This is a genomic window from Prevotella jejuni (assembly GCF_900187995.1).
Classification (GTDB): domain Bacteria; phylum Bacteroidota; class Bacteroidia; order Bacteroidales; family Bacteroidaceae; genus Prevotella; species Prevotella jejuni.
Genome location: NZ_FZNZ01000020.1, coordinates 1 through 22,603, shown reverse-complemented (window position 1 = coordinate 22,603; position 22,603 = coordinate 1). Strand labels below are relative to the sequence as shown.

Sequence of the window (22,603 nt, the reverse complement as noted above, 5' to 3'; positions counted from 1 at the left end):
CTATTTTATTCGTTATATATACTGTTGAAGCTATTCATCATGTGCATGTGAAGATAAGGTATCCTCTTCCTCTTCCTGATTCTCTTCAACCTGTTCTTCTTCCTTTTCTTTCGGCACTTCAGGTGCTGCAACAACCGTATCAACAGATGGAGTCTCCTCTACTTGGACCGGTGTTTCGTATGGAATCGTATCGTTAGGAATAGAATCACTCACCGTGGTCTCTGGCGAAGATGAGCCCATAGCATAATAAGCCCCTACACCTCCCGCCAGTAAGAGGAGTCCAATCACAACACCCCAAAGGATTGCATTATTACCCTTCTTAGCTGTTTCTGCCTGTAACTGCTGGGGTTGTGGCGTCATACCAACAGACTGATCATATTGTTGACCAGCACTTACCAATGGCAGAGTCACCTCCATGATACCATGACAATGAGGACAAGTACACTCGATGGTCTGTCCTTCTTCAGCCTCAACGATAAACTGTGTACCACAGTTATCACATGTTATCTGATATTTCATAACTTTACGTTGCTTAGAACTTTATTTGTTGCACCAGCCAGACTCTCGACATAATCTCCCGCTAAAGACCCACATGTCTTGCGGTATTCTTCATCTTCAGCGAACTGATTCATCAACAGACTGAAACTCTCAAGATCGAAGATCTCAAAGCCTCCACCAACCCGCAAGAGTCCTTGTGCCTCTGCGAAATGCTTATTGTTTGGACCGAAAAGAACTGGCATATCCCATACTGCAGCCTCAAGAACATTGTGGATTCCTACTCCAAAACCACCTCCTACGTAGGCTACATCACCATAATGATAGATAGATGACAGCAATCCAAAACAATCAATAATCAAAACATCTGCATCAGCAACAGTCTCTTCAGTTGCCTGCGTGTAGCGTATTACCTTCTTGTCCTCAATCAGTGAGAGGATGGTCTTGAGATGGTCTTCCCCTATAACATGCGGTGCTATGATGAGTTTCCAGTCTTTATGCTTATTAAAGTACTTAAGGAAGATTTCTTCATCAGGCTGCCATGATGATCCTGCAACGAAGACTTTTCTCCTATCAGCAGCATCCCTATTGACGAACTTCTCCACCAATGGCAATTTCTTACTTGCCTCCTTGATTTGCAAAACACGGTCGAAGCGAGTATCACCCACAACAACAGCGTCAGAGATTCCTATCTTATTCAAGAGTTCCTTGCTCTCCTCATTCTGAACAAAGAAACGGCTAAAACACTTTAAAACACGACCATAACCACGACCATACCACTTAAAGAAGATTTGATCTGGACGGAAAATGCTTGACACGCTATAGACTGGTATATCACGATACTGCAGGATATGCAGGTAATTATACCAGAATTCATACTTGATAAAGAATGCCATAGCGGGACGAACAGCACGTAGGAATCTGCGTGCATTACCCACCGTATCTATAGGCAGGTAGGTAATGATGTCTGCTCCCTCATAATTCTTCCTCACCTCATAACCAGAAGGAGAAAAGAAAGTAAGCAGAATCTTATATTGCGGATAGTCTTTTCGTATCTGCTCTATCAAAGGGCGACCCTGTTCGAACTCGCCCAATGAAGCAGCATGAAACCAAACGTACTGAGCGTTTGGCTCCACCTTCTCACGTAAAATCCGCACAGCCTCCTGTTCTCCTCGCCACATCTTGCGTAGCTTTTCATTGAAAAGACTACCCACAGCAATACCAAGCTGCATGGCATACATTATTATATTATACATACTCGGCTCAATTAATTTAGCCTTTCAGAAGGCTTATCCCAACACCTCGATGGCCTTGCGCATACGCTTCAAGGTCTCCTCTTTGCCAAGAAAGGCAGATATATCGAACATTCCAGGGCCCTTACCAATACCTACGAGGGTGAGACGGAAGGCATTCATAATATCTCCAAGCTTATAGCCTTTGTCCTCTACCCATTTCATTACGACAGGTTCCTGACCCTCAATACTGAAATCTTCTATTCCATCCAACACCTCAGCAAGTTCGCTCATCTGCTGTGCAGAATACTCCTTCCAACGCTTCTTAACGGTCTTCTCGTCATAGCTTGTTGGCGCAATGAAGAAGAAAGAGCAAAGTTCCCAAAGTTCCTTAACAAAGCTAACACGGTCTTTCATCATGTGTACAACCTGTGTCACCTGCTCCATAGTAGCCTCAACACCATTGTTAGCTACGATTGGTGCGAAGAGTTGTGCTATCTCATCATCTGACTTACGGAGAATGTATTCGTGGTTAAACCACATACCCTTCTGATAGTCAAACTTAGCTCCACTCTTTGAACACTTCGTGATATCGAATGCGTTAACAAGCTCCTCAAGCGAGAAGAGTTCCTGTTCTGTACCCGGATTCCAGCCCAACAAGGCCAAGAAATTAACTACAGCCTCTGGGAAATAACCACTCTCACGATAGCCTGAACTAATCTCACCAGTCTTAGGGTCGTGCCACTCCAATGGGAACACAGGGAAACCAAGGCGGTCACCATCACGCTTACTGAGCTTACCCTTACCCTCTGGCTTCAACAACAAAGGCAGATGGGCAAAACGTGGCATGCTATCTTCCCAGCCAAAGGCACGATAAAGCAATACATGTAACGGTGCACTTGGTAGCCATTCCTCACCACGAATAACGTGAGAGATTTCCATCAAGTGGTCATCAACGATGTTTGCAAGGTGATAAGTTGGTAACTCGTCTGCGCTCTTGAACAAGACTTTATCATCAAGGATATCTGTCTTGATGCAAACATCACCACGAATCATATCATTGATATGAACTTCCTCGCCTGGTTCTATCTTGAAACGAACAACATACTGCTGCCCATCCTCTATCAGACTCTCAACTTCCTCCTTTGACATTGTCAAAGAGTTACGCATCTGCAGACGTGTGTGCGCATCATATTGGAAATTCTCAATCTCCTTACGCTTCGCATCCAACTCCTCTGGCGTATCGAAAGCAATGTATGCTTTACCAGCGTCTAAGAGCTGATTGACATATTTCTTATATATATCACGGCGCTCGCTCTGACGGTAAGGACCATGTTCGCCACCAAAGCTAACACCCTCGTCAAACTTAATCCCCAACCATTCGAAAGAATCAAGGATATACTCTTCTGCTCCAGGAACGAAACGATTAGAGTCTGTGTCCTCTATACGGAAGATTAATTTGCCGCCATGTTGACGAGCGAAAAGGTAATTATACAAAGCAGTACGCACACCACCAATATGCAAAGGACCCGTAGGACTTGGGGCAAAGCGTACTCTCACATTTCTTTCTGCCATTGTCTTAAATATTATTTTTCCTGCAAAATTAATGTTTTTTTTTGACTATACGCTATATTTTTAGTATTTTCGCAAGTTGTAAGAGGATAAACGTCAAGTTATTCAAACATTTATGTAACAAGATAATAACAATAGAATAAGATGATAAGATTTAAAAACATCAGCAGTCCCTACTGGCGCAATATGGTCTCAAGAATGGCATTGGTCATCGTTGCCGTCGTTTTGATAGTGCTTTTCTTACCCCGTACGCAAGGTAAACTTTTCCATTATGACGAGGGGAAACCATGGATGTATGGGCAGTTGATTGCTAAGTTCGACTTTCCTATCTTTAAGACTGAAGCAGCGTTAAAGGTTGAGAAAGACTCCATTACTAAACATTTTCAACCTTATTATAACATCAATAAGACTGTCGAGCAAAAGAAGATTGAACAGTTCCGTGAGGCTTATAAGAATGGTATCCCTGGCTTATCAGAAGCCTACGTCGATGCTATTGCACACCGTCTGCATGAGATTTACGAGGCTGGAATCATTGACCCACAACAATACTCCACACTTGCCAAGGACAGTAACAACCTTATCCGTGTCGTTACAGGTAAGCAGGCTGTCAGTGTACCTATCAATAAGACCTACTCAACACTGGGTGCTTACGAACAACTTTTCATGGACCCGTTGTTAGGTCCGAAGCGTTCCGTACTTCAGCAATGTAATCTGAACGACTACATCGAAGCAAACCTTGTCTATGACAAAGACCGTAGTGAAACAGAGATGAATGATATGCTAAGTCTTATTCCACAGGCTTCGGGCATGGTATTAGAGGGTCAACGTATCATCGATCGTGGTGACATTGTTGATGCAAAGACCTATCGTGTGCTTAACTCCTTTGAGCAAGCAATGGAGAAACGCAAGGCTACTGAAGACGAGATAACATCTACCTTCCTTGGACAGACCATCTACGTCTTAATCTTCATTTGCCTTTTCACACTCTACTTGGCACTCTTCAGAAAAGATTACTTTAATAAGCCACGCTCCATATCACTCCTTTATGTGATGATAGTCATCTATCCTATCCTCACATCTCTGATGATGGAACATAACATACTAAGTGTTTACATCCTGCCGTTCAGCATGGCACCTATTTTTTTCCGTGTCTTCATGGACTCGCGAACGGCTTTCATCGGACATATCACAATGGTCCTTATCTGTGCTGTGGCCGTCAAATACCAGTATGAGTTTATTATCGTACAAATCGTTGCAGGACTCATTGCGATTTATTCCCTACGCGAACTATCAAAGAGAATTCAGATATTCCTTACCGCACTCCTCGTGACCATCGGGTCGGCAGCTGTCTATCTTGCCCTCCAACTCATACAGGCCGACGACTTGTCAAAGCTCGACCACACGATGTACTATCACTTTGCTGTAAATGGTTTCTTCCTTCTCTTCACCTATCCACTGATGTTGGTCATCGAGAAAGCCTTCGGTTTCGTGTCTACAGTAACGATGTTTGAGTTGTCAAACACGAATAACGAACTCTTGCGCAGACTGAGTGAGGTGGCACCAGGAACCTTCCAACACTCTATCACCGTTGGTAATCTCGCTACTGAAATAGCAAGTAGAATTGGCGCTAAGAGTCAATTAGTGCGTACGGGAGCTCTTTATCATGATATCGGCAAGATGCTTAATCCAGCCTTCTTCACTGAAAATCAAGCTGGTATCAACCCACATGACAAACTAAACGACCTTGAGAGTGCACGTATCATCATCAGCCATGTGACGGAAGGACTTAAACTTGCCGAGAAATATAACCTCCCACGTGAGATTAAGGAGTTTATCACGACACATCATGGTACAGGTCTCGCAAAATATTTCTATATACATTATAAGAACGAACACCCAGACGAGGAGGTCAATGAAGACCAATTCCGTTATCCTGGTCCAAACCCTTTCACACGTGAGCAAGCTATCCTCATGATGAGTGACACCGTCGAGGCTGCCTCTCGTTCACTACAAGAATATACCGAAGAGAGCATCAGTAACTTGGTTAATCAGCTTATAGATGGACAAGTTGCCGATGGTAAGTTTACGGATTGTCCTATCACTTTCCGCGACATCACAGCTGCAAAGTCTGTACTCATCGAACGCTTGAAGGCTATGTATCACACACGTATTCAGTATCCACAGCTGAAAGTATAAGGAACTGAGAATGAAAAAGAGAAAAGGGTAGAACAGTAATGAAGGTAGGGATTTCTTCCTTACCCTCCTACTGTCTTACCCTTTTGTCATTTACAAAACTCCTTACTATTATTCCCTTTCGATTTCTTCTTCCTAAAAATCCACTTTTTAGCCCCGTACAAATAACATGCACCAATAATGCTCTACATACGCTCTTGCCTTGTCAATACCTAAACACCCTACCCTGCCGTACCAACAAGACCACTATCCTTCATTAGAAAGCAACCATACCACCTGAATCCAACATCCTTATTACGTTCAGCAGTCCTATTACGCCTAAACCAATACAATCTTATCCACCTCCCCATCCCCCATTTGAGACACACTATAATATAAGGAATATCCGTCTACAACAACTTTCTACATCCTCTTATCTTACTGCACATTTTAACTAATAATGAGAAAAAGTAGGCTTTTATTTGGATATTTAGAACAATATTCATAACTTTGCAACCAAATTATATAAGTTTTATATACACTTACAATTCAAAAGATGAAGTATCAGAAGACAGCTCTTGCCGCTCTATTGCTTGCAATGGCAACATCAACACAAGCCGGAGGATTGCTCACAAACACCAATCAGAACATCGCTTTCAACCGTAACTTTGCACGTGTCGGTGCAATTGGTATCGATGGTGTCTATTTTAATCCTGCTGGTGTAGCCTTCCTCGACCAAGGTTTTCACCTCTCTCTCAATTTCCAGAACGTATATCAGACACGTCAGATAACATCGGCTTTCAGCATACCTGCTTTTGCTAACACCCCTTACGAGTATCCTTTTACGCTCAACGGTGGTGACAAAACTGATGGCAGTAAGTTTTATGAGGGCAAGGCTTCTGTACCTATTCTCCCATCTTTTCAGGTAGCATATAACAAAGACAAGTGGAGCTTCCAGGCTGGTTTTGGATTGACTGGTGGTGGTGGTAAAGCTTCATTCAATGAGGGCTTGCCAAGTTTCGAACGCCAGATAGCTATTCTACCAGCACTTATCAACCAACAGCTCCCTACCTTCTCGACACTCCTTGGCCAACAGGAGACTCCCGCAACATCCTATAGTATGCAGAGCTACATGAGTGGCCATCAGTATAACTTCGGTTTACAGTTAGGTGTTGCATATAAGATTAATGAGAACCTCTCAGTCTTTGGTGGTGCAAGATTCAATTATATCTATAATAAATACGAAGGTAATATTACCAACATCTCGGCTGACGTGAACGGGAACAATCAGAATCTCTACGAGTATTTTGGTTCAAAAGCAAAACTGCTAACCGAGAAGGCTGCTGCGCTACAGGCTCAGGCTGTGGCTGCAAAGACCCAAGCTGATGCCTATCAGGCACAGGCTAACGCTGCTACCGACCCTACAGCAAAAGCTCAACTGCAAGCAGCTGCCAACCAATATGCAGCTGGCGCACAGCAAGCAAGTGCGGGTGCAAAGATGGTCAGTGCTGGTGCTGATAAGTTAAACAGTAGTAAGGAACTCGTGAAAGACCGCTATGTAGAGGTTTCTCAACGTGGATGGGGTATCACTCCAATCCTCGGTATTGACTACCGCACAGGCAAGTGGAACTTTGCTGCACGCTATGAGTTTACGACAAAGTTCAATATTGAGAACAACACTAAGCGTGATGACACTCAAAAGTATGAGAATGGTGTGAACACACCAAACGATATTCCTGGTATTCTGGCACTCGGTGCACAGTATGAAGTACTGAAGAACCTTCGCGTGATGGCAGGTTATAACCACTACTTCGACAAGGATGCTCGCATGGACAACAACAAACAGCGTTTCCTTAAGCACAACACACAAGAGTTCCTTGCTGGTGTTGAGTGGGACATCAACCCAACTGTAACAGTCAGCGCAGGCGGCCAACGCACACTCTACGGACTTGGTGACGGTAAGTATCTGACCGACCTTAGCTTCGTGACAAGTAGCTACAGCTTCGGTGTTGGTGCTAAGATAAAAGTTGCCAAGAATGCTCACCTCAACGTAGCTTACTTCTTTACAAACTATTCTAAGTTTACAAAGAATTACGAAGATGCTATTACGATTGGTAGAGAACAGGTGACACAGCCTGACGGTACAATAAGCGTACAACCAAAGACACTTGCAACAAAAAATACTGACATCTTCACCCGTACGAATAAGGTGCTCGGTGTCGGACTCGATATTGATTTCTAAGCCACAACAAAACTACCGTTTTCATTACTAATACCATTATGAGGTGGTCGGAGTGATTCCGACTGCCTCATTTCTTTTCCTCCCCTCACAGACTCATCATGAACAGATGCTTTACAAAACGCCATCAAAACAGAAAACAGAGACGATTTGTAAGGACCGAATAAAAGCGTTTCTGATAACTAAGAAACTACGTTTTTATTTCAAACCCTTCTGTAATAGAGGAAAAAATGTTAACTTTGCTGCCTATAATTATTCATCATGCTATATTATATTAAGCGTTCTATCGTCTGGCTAAGACGTGCACACCGTTCCAAAGGGTTTGGTGTACAGTCGCCTTGGGCATACCGTTTTATACGATATGTGGTGAATGAGCCTTATCCTTACTATAAGTATGAACAACTTGAAAAGCAGGTGTATGGCATTGACAAAAAGACTCGTAAGCTATGCAAACTATACTTCCGCTTGGCGAATTATCAACAACCTCATACCTTTATTGATTGTCACTCTACATCCTCATGCTATAAGATTTACGTAGATGCTGGCTGCCAAAAGACTCAGTATAAGAAGCTAACTGGTGAGATGTCAGAAGCTGATTATTCGCAGTTGTTTGCTAACGTTGGGGAAGGTAGTATGCTGAGAGTACCCCTCATAGAGAACTATCGCTCAATTATCGATAAGTCGTTAGAACACCTTCCCTCGTCATCTATCCTCATTATAGAGAACATCAAACGAGATAAGGAGGCGGCAGCCTATTGGCAAGAACTCGTTGCAGACCCACGCACAGGCATCAGCTTCGACCTATATTACTGTGGATTGATTTTTCTTAATAGAGATATGGTGAAGCAATCATACGTTGTCAATTTCTAAACCTACACACTGAAACGTTATAAATGTAATACTGTCATGAAGATATACACAAAGACTGGCGATAATGGCAAGACTTCCTTGTGCGACGGCAGTAGATTGCCGAAAGACGATATGCGCATAGAAGCATACGGAACATTAGACGAACTCAACGCAAACATTGGGTTACTCATCGCCATGCTACAGTCAGACACGCCCAAAGAAAGTCCTGTCCATGATAACAAACTCACGGAACGATTAGAAGAGATACAGGCAGAATTGTTCGTTATTGGGACAGAACTCGCCTATACCGAATGCAAGGTCAAGACGATTGTTAGTACAAAGGAAATGATTAAGAAGATAGAAGGCGACATAGACCTAATGGCTTCACAACTCCCTACACATCATCACTTTATACTACCAGGAGGGACCCTCTCGGCAGCACAAAGCCATGTTTGCCGCACAGTCTGTCGCCGTGCAGAGCGTCGGATTGTCACTCTTTCCCAGATGACAACATATCCGGCAGAAATCTTAGAGTTTGTCAACAGATTATCAGACTACCTCTTCATTTTGTCACGATATTTGAACAATAATAGTAGGACAGGCGAAAAAACATGGGAAAATACTTGCAGATAAGAAAATAAATGTTACTTTTGCACGCACTAAGAAATATGTAAAAGAATAAGAATATGTATTGGACACTGGAATTGGCCTCTAAGCTGGAAGATGCTCCATGGCCTGCAACAAAAGATGAACTGATTGACTATGCAATGCGATCAGGTGCACCACTTGAGGTTCTTGAGAATCTTCAAGAGATTGAAGATGAAGGAGATGTCTACGATAGTATCGAAGATATATGGCCTGACTACCCTTCAAAGGACGATTTCTTGTGGAATGAAGACGAATATTAAACAATAGGAAAGAGTTTGTATCACACTGGTACAAGCTCTTTTTTGTTGTAGGTTATGCCCTGCGAAGGCCGAAATTACTTCTCCAACTAAGATGTATATGCACCTTGTGGCGTATATATAGAAGGTGTAATTGGCCTTTATTCGCCTCAAACACATGCGCTATTAAAGAGAAGACTTACGCTGTTGAGATAAGAAATATCATTACAAAACAACCACTATTATACTTAGTTATTTATTGACCCATTCCCGCTATTTTCCTCTTTATAACCTTCTTGTTATCAAATAGTTGTAACCTCTATTTTAGAAGAGGCTTAGTAAGGATGAAGAAGGGCGTCTTCAACATGCAAGAAGGGCATGTTCTTGAACATAGTTAGGCCTCTTCTTGAAGCAAAAAGGGCGTTGACACAAACCGTACCTATGAAATATAATTACAAACAACACTTCTCTATATACTCCTTCATACAATTAAGAAGATAGAAAAACACACGTATGTTTATTCTTCCACAGCAAAGAGATACGTTTACGTCTATATCAATCAGCCCTAATATTTATAGCTTAGAAGGCAATAAACCAACCTGTGATGCGTTATAAGAGCGTGTTTAAACGTTTCATATTCATATTTTCACTTGTCTGCCTGACAGTAATCTCTGTCAAGGCACAGTATGATCCGTCTTATAGTCACTACTGGGCGATGGAGCCATCGTTCAACCCTGCGACTGTAGGAAAGGATAATAAGCTGAATGTTGTGGGTGCTTACGCACTTGACTTTGCTGGTTATGAACACAACCCAAACACTTTCTACGTAGGAGCTGACATGCCCGTCTATTTCATGAAACAATATCATGGGGTGGGACTCTCGATACTTAACGATAAGTTAGGTGCCTTTGTGCATCAGCGAGTGGCAGGACAATATGCCTTTCGCAAGGACCTTTTTGGGGGAATGTTAGCTGCTGGTGTTCAGGTAGGAATGCTTTTTGAGAAGTTAGATGGCTCTAAGTTAGACCCAGAAGAGGCAAGCGACCCAGCTTTAACACAGGGAGAAGTCAGTGGGCACGGCCTTGACTTGGGAGCAGGAGTTTATTATATGCGTAAGAATTGGTATGTTGGTGCATCCGTACAGCACCTCAATGCGCCCTTAGTAGAACTCGGTGAGACCAATGAACTACAGATAAATCGAACATATTATTTAACGGGTGGATACAATATTAAACTACGAAATCCGTTTCTAACAATACCGACTTCGGTCTTGGCACGGTATGATGGTGTGAACTATCGGGCTGACATCACAGCTCGACTGGTCTACACGCATGAGAAGAAAGTGCTATATGGGGGCGTATCTTATAGTCCAACAAACTCTGTGACAGCCATGATTGGCGGTACTTTCCATGGTATCAACCTGGGCTATAGCTATGAGATGTACACAGGGACAGCAGCCTTCAAGAATGGTAGTCATGGGCTGTTTGTCAGCTATCAAACCGATATAAACCTGCAGAAGAAAGGCAGGAACAAACATAAAAGCGTAAGATTTCTATAGAAAGATATAATGAAAATGAAGAAAAGTATAGTTGCCATTTGCCTTGGTGCACTCGTCTTGGGAACATTGACAGGCTGTTTCGCTGGTAAGTCAACCGCTTCGTCTGGTCGTGGCGGTGAGGTTACTGGCGTTGGTGGAGGGCGTCCCTTCCGCGAACCAGCCCCTTACGGCATGACACTTGTCAAGCGTGGCTGGTTGAGAATGGGTTTGGAAAAGCAGGACTCCCTATGGGGTAAGAAGACTCCTGTTAAGGATATCTCTGTTGATGGGTTCTGGATGGACGAGACAGAGGTGACCAACTCTGAGTATAAACAGTTCGTTGAGTGGGTCCGTGACTCAATTATTCGTACACGCTTAGCCGACCCTGCATACGGTGGTGATGAGACTTATATGATTACAGAAGATAAGAATGGCGACCCTGTCACACCTCATCTTGACTGGAACAAACGTCTCCCACGTAAGCCGAACGAAGATGAGCAACGTGCGTTCGAAAGCCTTTATGTGACGAACCCTGTCACTGGCGAGAAGAGTATCGACGCACGTCAACTGAATTATCGTTATGAGATATACGACTACACGGCTGCTGCCTTGCGTCGTAACCGCCTAAATCCACAAGAGCGTAACTTGAATACTGACATCACTGTCGACCCTAATGAGGTGGTGATGATATCAAAGGATACGGCATACATCGACGAGAATGGCGCTATTCATAACGAGACTATCAATCGCCCATTGACGGGTCCTTGGGATTTCCTCAACACCTATATTGTCAATATCTACCCTGATACGACTTGCTGGGTGAACGATTTCCGCAACTCAGACAATGAGATCTATCTCCGAAACTATTTCAGTAACCCTACTTATAACAACTATCCTGTGGTCGGCGTAACGTGGGAACAGGCCAATGCCTTCTGTGCTTGGCGAACAGAATACCTGCTTAAAGGACTCGGTAAAGAGGCTCGGTACGTACAGCGTTATCGCCTTCCTTCAGAGGCTGAATGGGAGTATGCGGCTCGAGGAAAGAACCAAGACGAATTCCCTTGGGACAATCAAAACGTGAAGAACGGTAATGGTTGCTTCTATGCTAACTTTAAGCCAGACCGCGGAAACTACACGAAAGACGGCAACCTGATTACGAGTAAGGTGGGTATCTATGGTGCAAACTCTAATGGACTATATGATATGGCAGGCAACGTTGCCGAGTGGACAAGTACTATCTATACAGAGGCTGGTGTCGATGCGATGAATGATCTCAACCCGCAATTGGACTATAAAGCAGCCAAAGAAGACCCTTATCGCCTGAAAAAGAAGAGTGTTCGTGGTGGTAGTTGGAAAGACCCAGAGAGCTATATCCGTAGTGCTTGGCGTACTTGGGAATACCAGAACCAACCTCGAAGCTACATCGGTTTCCGTTGTGTTCGTAGCCTTGCAAGCTCATCAAGTGAGGCCGCTAAAGAGAATAAGAAAAGCAGTAAGAAAAAGAGAAGATAAATGACACAGTACAGCAAATACAACTTTGTTTACCATCTACAGAAGTGGATGGATAGCGTTCCAGGACAAACATTCCTCAACTATGGCTATAGCTGGGGTGCTTCGGTGGTTATTCTCGGAGCTTTATTCAAACTTACTCACCTCCCAGGAGCTAATATTATGCTCTACTTCGGCATGGGTACTGAGGTTATCGTGTTCTTCCTATCTGCTTTCGACCGTCCTTTCGATAAGACGGACGATGGTCGTGACCTCCCAACACACGTCACCGAGGAGTATCTTGAGGATAAGGAGAATGCTGTGGAACGCCCTACTGCTGCAAAACAGGTACAACACAGTGCCACAGAGAACCTTGCACAGAGTGTTCAACAGGCAATGCCTTCTGCCAGCGACATCGCTGCTGCCGTTGTTGGTCAGCAGAGTAAGGCTATCGCAGACGCACAACAACAGACGCCAGAGATGGTTGAGGCACAGACGAACTACGTCTCTGCACTGCAGAGTCTGACGGAGATGTTAGGCAAGGTGAACGACCAGAGCCAGCGTCTGACACGTGATAGCGAAGAGATGGAGAACCTTAATCGTACGCTTACGGGTATTGCAAAGGTTTATGAGATGCAACTAAAGGGTGCAAGCCAACAGATTGGTACAATCGACCAAATCAATGAGCAGACCCGTAAGATGGCTCAACAAATTGAGCAACTCAATAGTATCTATGCCCGAATGATTGAGGCTATGACAGTCAATATGCGGGTGGCAGCACCGGGTGCGACCACTCAACAGGCTAATACTGAGAGCTTATAACGATGTATTATGGTAGGGAAGAGAATGCTTTATAGCCCTCTCCCCACTGCAAATAATAGAATTAATGGCTATTAAAAAGAGAAAGATTTCCCCTCGCCAGAAGATGATTAACCTCATGTATATCGTCCTCATGGCTATGTTGGCATTAAATATCTCCACCGAGGTACTCAATGGCTTCTCCGTTGTTGAGGAGAGCCTTAATCGCACAACGGGAAATTCATCCAAGGAGAACGAGGCTATCTTTGGCGAAATAGACCAAATGATGCGCAAGAACCCACAAAAGGTTAAACAGTGGTTTGTGATGGCATCAACGGTTAGAGAGATGAGTGACTCTCTCTATAATTATGCACAAGCATTGAAAGTAGCCATCGTTCGTGAAGCTGATGGTGAGAAAGGTGACCCCTTGAAAATAGAAGGGAAAGACAATATTGAGGCTGCCAGCTATATCATGCTGAACCCTGCTAACGGACAGGGTCACAAGCTCTACGAGGCTATCAACAACTATCGAGCACGTATCCTACAGTTCGTAACAGACCCACGACAAAAGAGAATCATCGCAAGTAACCTCTCTACGGAGGTTCCAAGGCATTCCATGGGGAAGAATTGGGAGGAGTATATGTTCGAGAACATGCCTGTTGCGGCGGCCGTAACGCTCCTCTCGAAACTACAAAGCGATGTTCGCTATGCAGAGGGTGAGGTGTTACATACCTTAGTGGCCAATGTTGGCTTGAAAGACCTACGTGTCAACAAGCTACAGGCTTTCGTTGTTCCAAGTCAGACACGCCTTTATCCTGGCGAGACCATGACGGCACAGATGTTTATGGGGGCTGTTGACTCTACACAACAACCACAGGTCTATGTCAATGGACAACTTATCAAGGGTAATCAGATTACCGTTAAGGCAGGTGCACCTGGTAAGCATACATTAAGCGGATACATCCTTATTAAGGACCTGACCGGTAATGTATTACGCAGAAACTTCTCACAAGACTACTGGGTAACGGGTGGTCCGCAACCTAAAGAGTATATCAGCCCACAAGGAATGCAGAAGGTTCCTCCATTCGATGGCATGGCCACGATAGCAGCCGACCTCATGAATGTTCTCTATGCTGGTTTTGATAACCCCATCACCATCAGTATTCCGAACACGTCTCAGAGTGATGTACAGGCAACAATGTCGGGAGGAACACTCATTGCAAGGGGTGGCGGCCATTTTATTGCACGTCCTTCAACCGTAGGTCAACCTGTGACGATAGCCGTTTCTGCCAAGGGTAGAAAGATTGGAGATTATAAGTTCCGAGTAAGAAAATTGCCGGATCCATCGCCATATATCGCTATGGGCGCAGATAGATTTAAGAGTGGAGCCCTCTCTAAGGCTGCCCTTATGTCAGCATCAGGCATCCAAGCCGCTATTGATGATGGTCTGCTTGACATTCCTTTCAATGTAACCAGCTTCCGTGTAGTCTTCTTTGACAACATGGGTAACGCTGTTCCATTAGCAAGTAACGGTGCTTCGTTCTCTGCACAACAGAAAGAACAGTTCCGACAGTTGAGTCGTAACAAGCGTTTCTACATCACTAATGTTGTCGTTCATGGGCCAGATGGTACCACTCGAACGCTCAATGGCAGAAATATGGAGGTTATTGTGAGGTAGTAGTTGACGAGTTGACGAGTTGACAAGTAGACGAGTTATTAGATAACACTGCTGCTATAACGGCTCATCACATGCTATGTCTGCCCCTTGCTTTTAGTAAAGAACAAACAAAACAACAATGAAAAAGATATTTCTCATAGTCTGCACAGCGTGTTTGGCACTCTCTGTAAGTGCGCAGCCTGCTGCACGTCGTAATCAACAACAGCGTCAATCGCCTGCTAACAGCATTACAACACGTGCGCAGATATCCTTCCCTACAACGGCTCCTATGCAAGAGGATGTTGTTTGGAGACGTGATATCTATCGTGAACTCAAACTTACCGAGGATGCAAATGCTGGTTTGTACTATCCAACAGAACCTGTTGGCTCGCAAATGAATCTCTTTACTTACATCTTCAAATTGATGATGAGTGGTCCTAACCGTGGTGGTATTGCGGCTTACAACTACCGAATGGATGGTAATGAGATATTCACTGACTCTGCACGCATCAAACCTTTGCAGTTCCTCGATAACTATCATATCTTCTACGAACGCACCGATCATGGTATTCGACTTGATAATAGCGACATTCCATCAGGTGAGGTTAAGGGCTACTACCTCAAAGAGAGTGCTTATTATGACCAAGGTACAGCTACCTTCCATCGTAAGGTTGTTGCCCTCTGTCCGATTATGTATCGTGAAGATGATTTCGGTGATGGGGAGGTTAAATACCCATTATTCTGGGTTCGTTACGATGACTTGGCGCCTTTCCTTGCTAAACAAACAATCATGACAAGTAATCTTAATAACGCTGCAACAATGAGTGTTGACGATTATTTCACGATGAACCTCTATAAAGGAAAGATTTACAAGACTACGAATATGCTGGGTAGAACACTTGCACAGTACTGCCCTAATGACTCTGCGATGGCTGCTGAGCAGAAGAAGATAGAGCGTGAATTGGTTGAATTTGAGAAGAACATCTATGGTGACCCTGCTCGTCGTGATAGCCTTGATAGTATTGCTGCTGTCAAGGAGGGTGAGAACGCACCACGAAAATTGGGCCGTTCACGTCGCACAAGTCCGTCTACAAGCAGCGTTAGACGCTCTCGCCGCCCGTCTTCTAACGGTAGTGCTGCCGCTTCACCAGCACGTGTCACCGTTCGACGCGAGCGTCATTAATAATTTTTCTTAAGGTTGGTTCTATAAATTCCTCGATGAAATCTGCCTTTAATGAGTTATACTTAAAACATCATTAAAGGAATTTTATAGAACCAACCTTAATTAATTCTAATAGGGCAATAATACTCTTTCTGATAGGGTTTATGTATAAAGATGCTCAAATAGTAGTACTATTTCGGGTCCTCTCTCAGATGTGTAAGCATATAAGCTTTGCATGATGAGGAGTGAATTTAGTTCTTTATCATTAATACTTAAGGTTATGAAGAAAATTATCTCATTGGCTTTCTTGGCCCTATCATTTATCTTCTCCACCCCTATTCACGCTGACGAACCATTGAAATTTGGTGTGAAGGCAGGATTGAATGTAAGTGATTTCTACTTTGATAGTGATGTCTTTGACAAAACTAACCAAGCTGGCTGGTTCATTGGACCAACGGTAAAATTCACATTACCCGTTGTTGGCTTAGGTATGGATGCTTCTGTCCTATACGACTATCGTTCTGCTAAACTCGATTATGCCACGATGACGCAGACTGTTAAGCAACAGCAGATTGCAATACCAGTGAATGCACGATACTCTATTGGCTTAGGTAGTACGGCAAGTGTATTCCTCTTTGGTGGTCCGCAAGTCGCTTTCAACATTGGAGAGAAAGAGTATCAATGGAACATGAGTAGTACCTACGCCTTAAAGAATAGTAATTTCAGTATTAACCTTGGCTTTGGTGTTACTGCATTTAAGCACCTGCAGGTGAGTGCCAACTATAATATCGCTTGCGGAAAGACTGGTCATGCTACCTGGAAGACGGCTACCGATGCTGCTACTTCTGCCTTTAAGAAGAAGGATAGTCGTAATAGTTCATGGCAGGTGGGGGTGGCTTATTTCTTCTAAAACGAAGAATATCAGCATTACTCGTCTCAAATACGCACAGAGGGAACTGTCCGACAGATACAAAATGAGCATCCTCACCAGTAAGAACAGTATTCTCAGATTGGTGAGGATGCACTTATAAGAAGGGGAGAAGACAACGAACGTTCTAACAGGTAATGTAAAGATATTTCGTTAACAACTCTTCTCTCCATGCAAAATGAGGCCGAACAAGAGACAAGAAGATGCCTTCCTACGGTCGAGAACATGCCTTTCTTGGATATAGAAGACGCCCTTTTTGAAGCAAGAAGGGCGTCTTCTTTAATGCTATATATAACAAGTTGGTTTACTGAATGTTACGAGTTCAACTTTAAGAAACATCATACGCATATATTGAGGGAATACATACTGCTACGCTGTAATGATTTTTCATAACAAAACTAACAGTTTTGAAATATAGAGGGATTAATGCACATAGCATAGATGAACTATTTCTTCACACGAGAAGATAGAGTTCATGAGTTAATATCTTGCTATTCGTCTGTCATTTCAATAGACGATTGAGTGTGAGTTCTCATCATATCTCTCCCTAAACGTAAACTTGTTGAGACGCAAGGTGACCTTAGCTAACCGAAATCACATGATATTGTTTTTTTATATTATTGTTCTATAAAGTTATCGTTCTTTCTTTTTTTCTTTGTACATTTGTATTCAGACCGACTTAAAATACTTGAAAGAATGATACTGAATAGAATAAAGTACTTCTTGATTGTCGCATTGTTGTTGCTTAGTCAATCATTGGTATTGATGGCGCAAAAGAACTCTTCTGATGTAAATTACATGACAGTGAATGACTTTCCTTACTCGATAAAGACGGATTCTTACGCTCGCGAACGTCTAAAAGTTGATGTCTATTACCCACAAACGTTGAAGAATTGTCCGGTTGTAGTCTGGTTTCATGGTGGTGGACTTACTTCTGGGCATAAGGGACTACCCATCGAACTGAAGAAGAAGGGCTTGGTCGTTATTGGTGTCAATTATCGACTGCTACCAAATGTGACGATTGACAGCTGCTTGGATGATGCCGCCGAGGCCGTAGCTTGGGCTTTTCGTCATGCGAAAGAATACAACGAAGACTGTCGGAAGACATTCGTGACAGGCCATTCTGCTGGTGGATATCTGACGATGATGGTTGGTTTGAATAAGGCACTGTTGGGCAAGTATGGGATTGATGCTGATAGTATTCGTGGCTTGATACCCTTCAGCGGCCAGACTATCTCCCACTTTTCTTATCGAGAGATGCATGGAAGGGGTGCACTTCAACCGCTTGTTGATGAGTATGCCCCACTCTATTGGGTTCGTAACTTGGTTCCGCCAATGGTCTTAATCACCGGGGATCGAAACATGGAACTATTCGGTCGTTATGAAGAAAATGCTTATCTATGGCGGATGTTGAAACTCTGTGGACACAAAGAGAGCTATCTGTATGAACTCGGAGGACACGACCATGGGGCGATGACGCAGCCTGCTTTTCACATTCTCTTGGACAACATAAATAGAATATTGGATAGAAAATAAGCTAATGACATACGCAAATATCATATTACCCTTACCTTTAGATGGGTTGTTCACCTATACGATACCAGATGCACTGGCTCCTAAGGTACAGGTCGGTGTACGTGTTATTGTCCCATTAGGCAAGAGTAAGCGATATGTGGGTATTGTTGCTGAGTATCCTATTACTCCCCCTGCAACTGAAAAAGGAATAGAGAATGGCGAAAAGAAGATTGTTTATAAAGACATTCTTGAGGTATTAGACGCTACTCCGGTGCTTCTTCCACAGCAGCTGAGACTTTGGTATTGGATTGCAGACTATTATATGTCACCTATCGGGGATGTTTATAAGGCTGCTTTGCCATCGGGTTTGAAGGAACAAGATGGTTATCGACCACGAACAGAACTTTATATCCGACTGGCAGATAACTTTCGTAATGAACGTGCACTTACGCTTGTGATTGATTCTATGAAGCGTGCAACGAAGCAAGTGGATGTTCTTATGGCTTATCTACAGCTGGCTGGTGTCGATGAAATGGACCAAATTTCGCCCAAAACAGAGTTTCGTGAGGTGACAAGGGAGGAATTGATGAACGTTACCCACGCTTCTATCGGTATCATTCGTGCATTATTAGATAGGAAAATCCTTGTCACCTACGAGAAAGAGGTTGGCCGATTAAATCATGGTAGTCCTTCCCGTCCTGAGAACATGAAGCCTCTAAACGAAGCACAGACCGAGGCGTACAACCAGATTCTCATACAGATGATGGGACATAGAGTGACTTTACTGCATGGAGTGACGTCTTCAGGAAAGACTGAAATCTATATACACCTTATTCAAAAGGCTATCAATGAGAAGAAGCAGGTGTTATATCTACTGCCTGAAATTGCTCTTACAATACAGATTACAGAACGTCTGAAGGCCGTATTTGGCGATCAGTTGGGTATTTATCATAGCAAATACAGCGATGCGGAACGTGTTGAAATATGGCAAAAACAGTTATCTGATAATCCATATAGTGTTATCTTGGGTGCGAGAAGTGCCATTTTTCTCCCATTTCATCGACTTGGATTGATTATTATCGACGAAGAACACGACCAAAGTTACAAGCAACAGGACCCTGCTCCACGTTATCATGCTCGCTCGGCCGCTATTGTCTTGGGACAGATGTATCCTGAGGCGAAAACGCTCTTAGGAACGGCTACACCTTCAATGGAGAGCTATTACAACGCAAAACAAGGGAAATATGGACTTGTAGAACTGACTCGTCGATATAAGGACATACAGTTGCCGAAAATAGAAATCGTAGATATAAAAGATCTCTACCGCCGTAAGATAATGAAAGGGGCTTTCTCTCCTCGCCTACTCTCTGCTGTTCGTGAAGCTTTGGGACGTGGTGAACAGGCTATCTTGTTCCAAAACCGACGAGGGTTTGCACCAATGGTGGAGTGTAGACAGTGTGGTTGGGTACCGAAATGTCCGAATTGTGATGTGTCTCTGACGCATCATAAGAATATGAACTACCTGTCTTGTCACTATTGTGGATACACGATGAAGGTGCCGGATGTGTGCCCTTGTTGTGAAAGTGAAGACATACGAGGACGTGGGTATGGTACGGAGAAGATTGAAGACGAGATAAGCTTCATTTTTCCTGAGGCTCGCATTGCACGTATGGACCTTGATACTACACGCACACGCAATGCTTACGAACGTCTGATTAACGATTTTTCTGCTGGTAAAAGTAACCTTCTGATAGGCACACAGATGATTACGAAGGGGCTTGACTTTGATAAGGTTTCGGTCGTAGGTATCCTTAATGCAGACTCGATGTTGAACTTCCCTGACTTTCGAGCATACGAACAATCATTTATGATGATGAGCCAGGTGAGTGGACGTGCGGGTAGGAAAGGGAAACAGGGATTAGTTATTCTGCAAACAAAGAGCCCTAACTTGCCCATTATTCAGCAAGTCGTACATAATGATTATCAGTCCTTCTACAACGATTTGCTGGTCGAGAGGCGTGATTTTCATTATCCTCCGTTCTATCGACTCATCTATGTCTATTTAAAGCATAGAGACGAGAATATAGTAAATACTGCTGGTTTGGAACTTGGTAGTAGACTACATGAGGTTTTCGGTGACCGTATCCTCGGTCCTGACAAACCCGCTGTGGCACGTGTCAAAACATTAAGTATAAGAAAAATCATGCTTAAACTGGAGATTGGCATCGATTATGCCCGTGTCCGCCAATCTCTCCATAATACCATACACGAACTTCTAAAGGATAAAAGATATGGCGCTCTCCAAGTTTACTTTGATGTTGACCCATTATAATTCAGCCCTTCCACCAAGCAAATACCCTATATACTTGATTCTCAACTATTACAATAAACGATTTAGCCGTCTTCTCTCTAACTCCCATCAGAACCTTCCAATTTCTTCCAAATACCTCTCAAAATCCTCTCTAAATCTCCTCTATCCACTCTAAAGTCCCCTCTTAATCAACTCTAAAGCTCCCTCTAAATACACTCTGGAATCCTCTCTAAATCCATTCTACCCACTATAGCTTCACTCTAAATAACTCTCATATCCATTCTACCCACTCCTGCTCTACTCTAAAGTCCTCTCTAAATCCATTATACCAACTCTAATTTCACTCTAAATACCTCTCTAAATCCTCTCTACCTCCATTCTACCCACTCTTGCTCTACTCTAATTCCCTCACCATATCCCCTCTAAATCACCTCCTCTACATGCCAGCCGTACCTTAACCACTGTCACCCAAAGTGCAATAAATAACATCCTTTTGTGCCTCTTAATATGTTAGAGAAAATATTTAGGACATCTCCTAATAACTTACTAAATAAAACTAATTACCCATCAAAAAACTTCTGTAAATCTAACCTGTAGCCATTCTAAAGGGACTTTGGTGATATAATCTATTATACATTATATTGCATTAATATATACCAATGCATCTCACAATAATTCAGTGGTTATCCTAATAATCCCATTAATCTTATCATCCATATAACATTAGACTTATAATCCTCATTACCCAATACTATCAGCCCTATTAGTTATTAGTTTCATTAGCCCTATCAGCCCAACGCTATTAGACCCATAAGCCCTATCAGCCCTACACTATTAGGCCCATTAACCATATCAGCCATAAACTATTAGACCAATTAGCCTTATCAGCTTTACGCTATTAGGCTCATAAGCCCTATCAGCCCTACGATATTAGGTTCATTAGTCCTATCAGCCTTACGCTATTAGGCTCATAAGCCCTATCAGCCCTACAATATTAGGTTCATTAGTCCTATCAGCCTTACACTATTAGGCCCATAAGCCTTATCAGCCCTACACTATCAGGCCCATTAGCCATATCAGCCATAAACTATTAGACCAATTAGCCCTATCAGCCTTACACTATTAGGCTCATTAGCCATATAAGGCTCATTGTTTTATTAAATTCATTAGCCCATAAACATCCACTCACAACACAACATCAACACCCATCAATAATCAACCAGCAACAAAAAAAGAGCCTTGAAGATTTCTCTTCAAGGCTCTTGTAAAAGAAGGCGGCCACCTACTCTCCCGCATTGCATTGCAGTACCATCGGCGCAAACGGGCTTAACTTCTCTGTTCGGAATGGGAAGAGGTGGGACCCCGCCGCAATAACCACCTAATATTTCTCTCGGTTGACTAGTTCACAGTTGACAAGTTGACTAATTATTTGCCTTTATCCTTGTCGTCTTTCTGTCTTCTTATCAGTAGATCCGTTGTTAAACATTGTCCATTGAAATAATAACTTGTTTACTCGTTAACTCATTAACTTGTCAACTCGTCTACTGACTTGTCAGCCGTATAAGGTGACGTATTTCCACAAGCAAAACATATAGAACTCATATCTTCCTATCAAGAAGATTACACAGCTCAAAGTCTGAGTCACCAGTCCCCGCACTCCTAACTTTGGAGGCGGGAGACCCGAAGAAAGTTTCGGGCAATTAGTAGTGCTCGGCTTTGACGTCACCGTCTTTACACCTACACCCTATCAACGTCATCGTCTAT

At 43.2% G+C, this 22,603-nt stretch carries 16 protein-coding genes and 1 rRNA gene; 13 read left to right on the top strand and 4 right to left on the bottom strand.

What is annotated here, in order from left to right:
• Positions 1-30 precede the first annotated feature (30 nt).
• The 3 genes from CHB62_RS08755 to gltX are packed head-to-tail and all read right to left on the bottom strand — an operon-like array spanning position 31 to position 3,302.
• Positions 31-519 carry a hypothetical protein gene (locus CHB62_RS08755; RefSeq protein WP_089366541.1) on the bottom strand — a complete coding sequence of 163 codons (489 nt, stop codon included), beginning with the start codon at positions 517-519 and terminating at the stop codon, positions 31-33.
• The gene (locus CHB62_RS08750) at positions 516-1,751 is read right to left on the bottom strand and encodes a 3-deoxy-D-manno-octulosonic acid transferase (RefSeq protein ID WP_089366540.1); all 1,236 of its coding nucleotides are present in this window, start codon (positions 1,749-1,751) and stop codon (positions 516-518) included. Before CHB62_RS08750 ends, CHB62_RS08755 begins: the two co-directional genes overlap by 4 nt.
• A 33-nt stretch (positions 1,752-1,784) precedes the next feature.
• Positions 1,785-3,302, bottom strand: a complete 1,518-nt coding sequence (gltX, locus tag CHB62_RS08745; protein ID WP_089366539.1) for a glutamate--tRNA ligase — start codon at positions 3,300-3,302, stop codon at positions 1,785-1,787.
• A gap of 141 nt (positions 3,303-3,443) precedes the next feature.
• Here gltX and CHB62_RS08740 point away from each other — a divergent pair, with 141 nt between their 5' ends.
• The 13 genes from CHB62_RS08740 (at position 3,444) to priA (ending at position 20,860) form a co-directional block, all read left to right on the top strand.
• On the top strand, positions 3,444-5,495 hold the full coding sequence (locus tag CHB62_RS08740; protein ID WP_009012357.1) for an HD family phosphohydrolase: 2,052 nt from the start codon (positions 3,444-3,446) through the stop codon (positions 5,493-5,495).
• A 532-nt stretch (positions 5,496-6,027) separates the two neighbouring features.
• A complete protein-coding gene (locus tag CHB62_RS08735) occupies positions 6,028-7,713 on the top strand; it encodes a hypothetical protein (RefSeq protein ID WP_089366538.1) in 1,686 nt (561 codons plus the stop codon).
• Between the two features lie 258 nt (positions 7,714-7,971).
• Positions 7,972-8,580, top strand: a complete 609-nt coding sequence (locus tag CHB62_RS08730) for a hypothetical protein (protein WP_089366537.1) — start codon at positions 7,972-7,974, stop codon at positions 8,578-8,580.
• Between the two features lie 36 nt (positions 8,581-8,616).
• Positions 8,617-9,192, top strand: a complete 576-nt coding sequence (locus tag CHB62_RS08725) for a cob(I)yrinic acid a,c-diamide adenosyltransferase (RefSeq protein ID WP_089366536.1) — start codon at positions 8,617-8,619, stop codon at positions 9,190-9,192.
• Between the two features lie 53 nt (positions 9,193-9,245).
• The gene (locus CHB62_RS08720; protein WP_004337463.1) at positions 9,246-9,467 is read left to right on the top strand and encodes a DUF2795 domain-containing protein; all 222 of its coding nucleotides are present in this window, start codon (positions 9,246-9,248) and stop codon (positions 9,465-9,467) included.
• A 595-nt stretch (positions 9,468-10,062) separates the two neighbouring features.
• Positions 10,063-11,001: a PorP/SprF family type IX secretion system membrane protein gene (locus CHB62_RS08715; protein WP_089366562.1), complete on the top strand. Its 939-nt coding sequence runs from the start codon at positions 10,063-10,065 to the stop codon at positions 10,999-11,001.
• Between the two features lie 9 nt (positions 11,002-11,010).
• Entirely contained in the window at positions 11,011-12,492 is a 1,482-nt protein-coding gene (porK, locus tag CHB62_RS08710) for a T9SS ring complex lipoprotein PorK/GldK (RefSeq protein WP_042856286.1), read from the top strand.
• Complete coding sequence (gene porL / locus CHB62_RS08705) at positions 12,493-13,290, top strand: type IX secretion system motor protein PorL/GldL (RefSeq protein WP_089366535.1); 798 nt, start codon at positions 12,493-12,495, stop codon at positions 13,288-13,290.
• A gap of 64 nt (positions 13,291-13,354) precedes the next feature.
• The gene (gene porM, locus CHB62_RS08700) at positions 13,355-14,944 is read left to right on the top strand and encodes a type IX secretion system motor protein PorM/GldM (protein ID WP_089366534.1); all 1,590 of its coding nucleotides are present in this window, start codon (positions 13,355-13,357) and stop codon (positions 14,942-14,944) included.
• Between the two features lie 118 nt (positions 14,945-15,062).
• Complete coding sequence (gene porN / locus CHB62_RS08695; RefSeq protein ID WP_089366533.1) at positions 15,063-16,106, top strand: type IX secretion system ring subunit PorN/GldN; 1,044 nt, start codon at positions 15,063-15,065, stop codon at positions 16,104-16,106.
• Positions 16,107-16,365: 259 nt separating this feature from the next.
• Positions 16,366-16,995: a porin family protein gene (locus CHB62_RS08690; protein ID WP_089366532.1), complete on the top strand. Its 630-nt coding sequence runs from the start codon at positions 16,366-16,368 to the stop codon at positions 16,993-16,995.
• Between the two features lie 714 nt (positions 16,996-17,709).
• Positions 17,710-18,549, top strand: a complete 840-nt coding sequence (locus tag CHB62_RS08680; protein ID WP_089366530.1) for an alpha/beta hydrolase — start codon at positions 17,710-17,712, stop codon at positions 18,547-18,549.
• A 4-nt stretch (positions 18,550-18,553) separates the two neighbouring features.
• Positions 18,554-20,860, top strand: coding sequence for a replication restart helicase PriA (gene priA / locus CHB62_RS08675; protein ID WP_089366529.1), 2,307 nt, complete (start codon positions 18,554-18,556; stop codon positions 20,858-20,860).
• A gap of 1,248 nt (positions 20,861-22,108) precedes the next feature.
• Here priA and rrf read toward each other — a convergent pair.
• Positions 22,109-22,221 (bottom strand): 5S ribosomal RNA (gene rrf, locus CHB62_RS08670).
• Between the last annotated feature and the right edge of the window lie 382 nt (positions 22,222-22,603).

Bases quoted from the DNA above. Each gene is read 5' to 3' on its own strand.
- CHB62_RS08755 (WP_089366541.1), bottom strand. From the start codon at position 519: ATGAAATATCAGATAACATGTGATAACTGTGGTACACAGTTTATCGTT.
- CHB62_RS08735 (WP_089366538.1), top strand. From the start codon at position 6,028: ATGAAGTATCAGAAGACAGCTCTTGCCGCTCTATTGCTTGCAATGGCA.
- gltX (WP_089366539.1), bottom strand. From the start codon at position 3,302: ATGGCAGAAAGAAATGTGAGAGTACGCTTTGCCCCAAGTCCTACGGGT.
- porN (WP_089366533.1), top strand. From the start codon at position 15,063: ATGAAAAAGATATTTCTCATAGTCTGCACAGCGTGTTTGGCACTCTCT.
- CHB62_RS08720 (WP_004337463.1), top strand. From the start codon at position 9,246: ATGTATTGGACACTGGAATTGGCCTCTAAGCTGGAAGATGCTCCATGG.
- CHB62_RS08680 (WP_089366530.1), top strand. From the start codon at position 17,710: ATGATACTGAATAGAATAAAGTACTTCTTGATTGTCGCATTGTTGTTG.
- CHB62_RS08740 (WP_009012357.1), top strand. From the start codon at position 3,444: ATGATAAGATTTAAAAACATCAGCAGTCCCTACTGGCGCAATATGGTC.
- CHB62_RS08690 (WP_089366532.1), top strand. From the start codon at position 16,366: ATGAAGAAAATTATCTCATTGGCTTTCTTGGCCCTATCATTTATCTTC.
- priA (WP_089366529.1), top strand. From the start codon at position 18,554: ATGACATACGCAAATATCATATTACCCTTACCTTTAGATGGGTTGTTC.
- porL (WP_089366535.1), top strand. From the start codon at position 12,493: ATGACACAGTACAGCAAATACAACTTTGTTTACCATCTACAGAAGTGG.
- porM (WP_089366534.1), top strand. From the start codon at position 13,355: ATGGCTATTAAAAAGAGAAAGATTTCCCCTCGCCAGAAGATGATTAAC.
- CHB62_RS08725 (WP_089366536.1), top strand. From the start codon at position 8,617: ATGAAGATATACACAAAGACTGGCGATAATGGCAAGACTTCCTTGTGC.
- CHB62_RS08730 (WP_089366537.1), top strand. From the start codon at position 7,972: ATGCTATATTATATTAAGCGTTCTATCGTCTGGCTAAGACGTGCACAC.
- CHB62_RS08750 (WP_089366540.1), bottom strand. From the start codon at position 1,751: ATGTATAATATAATAATGTATGCCATGCAGCTTGGTATTGCTGTGGGT.
- porK (WP_042856286.1), top strand. From the start codon at position 11,011: ATGAAAATGAAGAAAAGTATAGTTGCCATTTGCCTTGGTGCACTCGTC.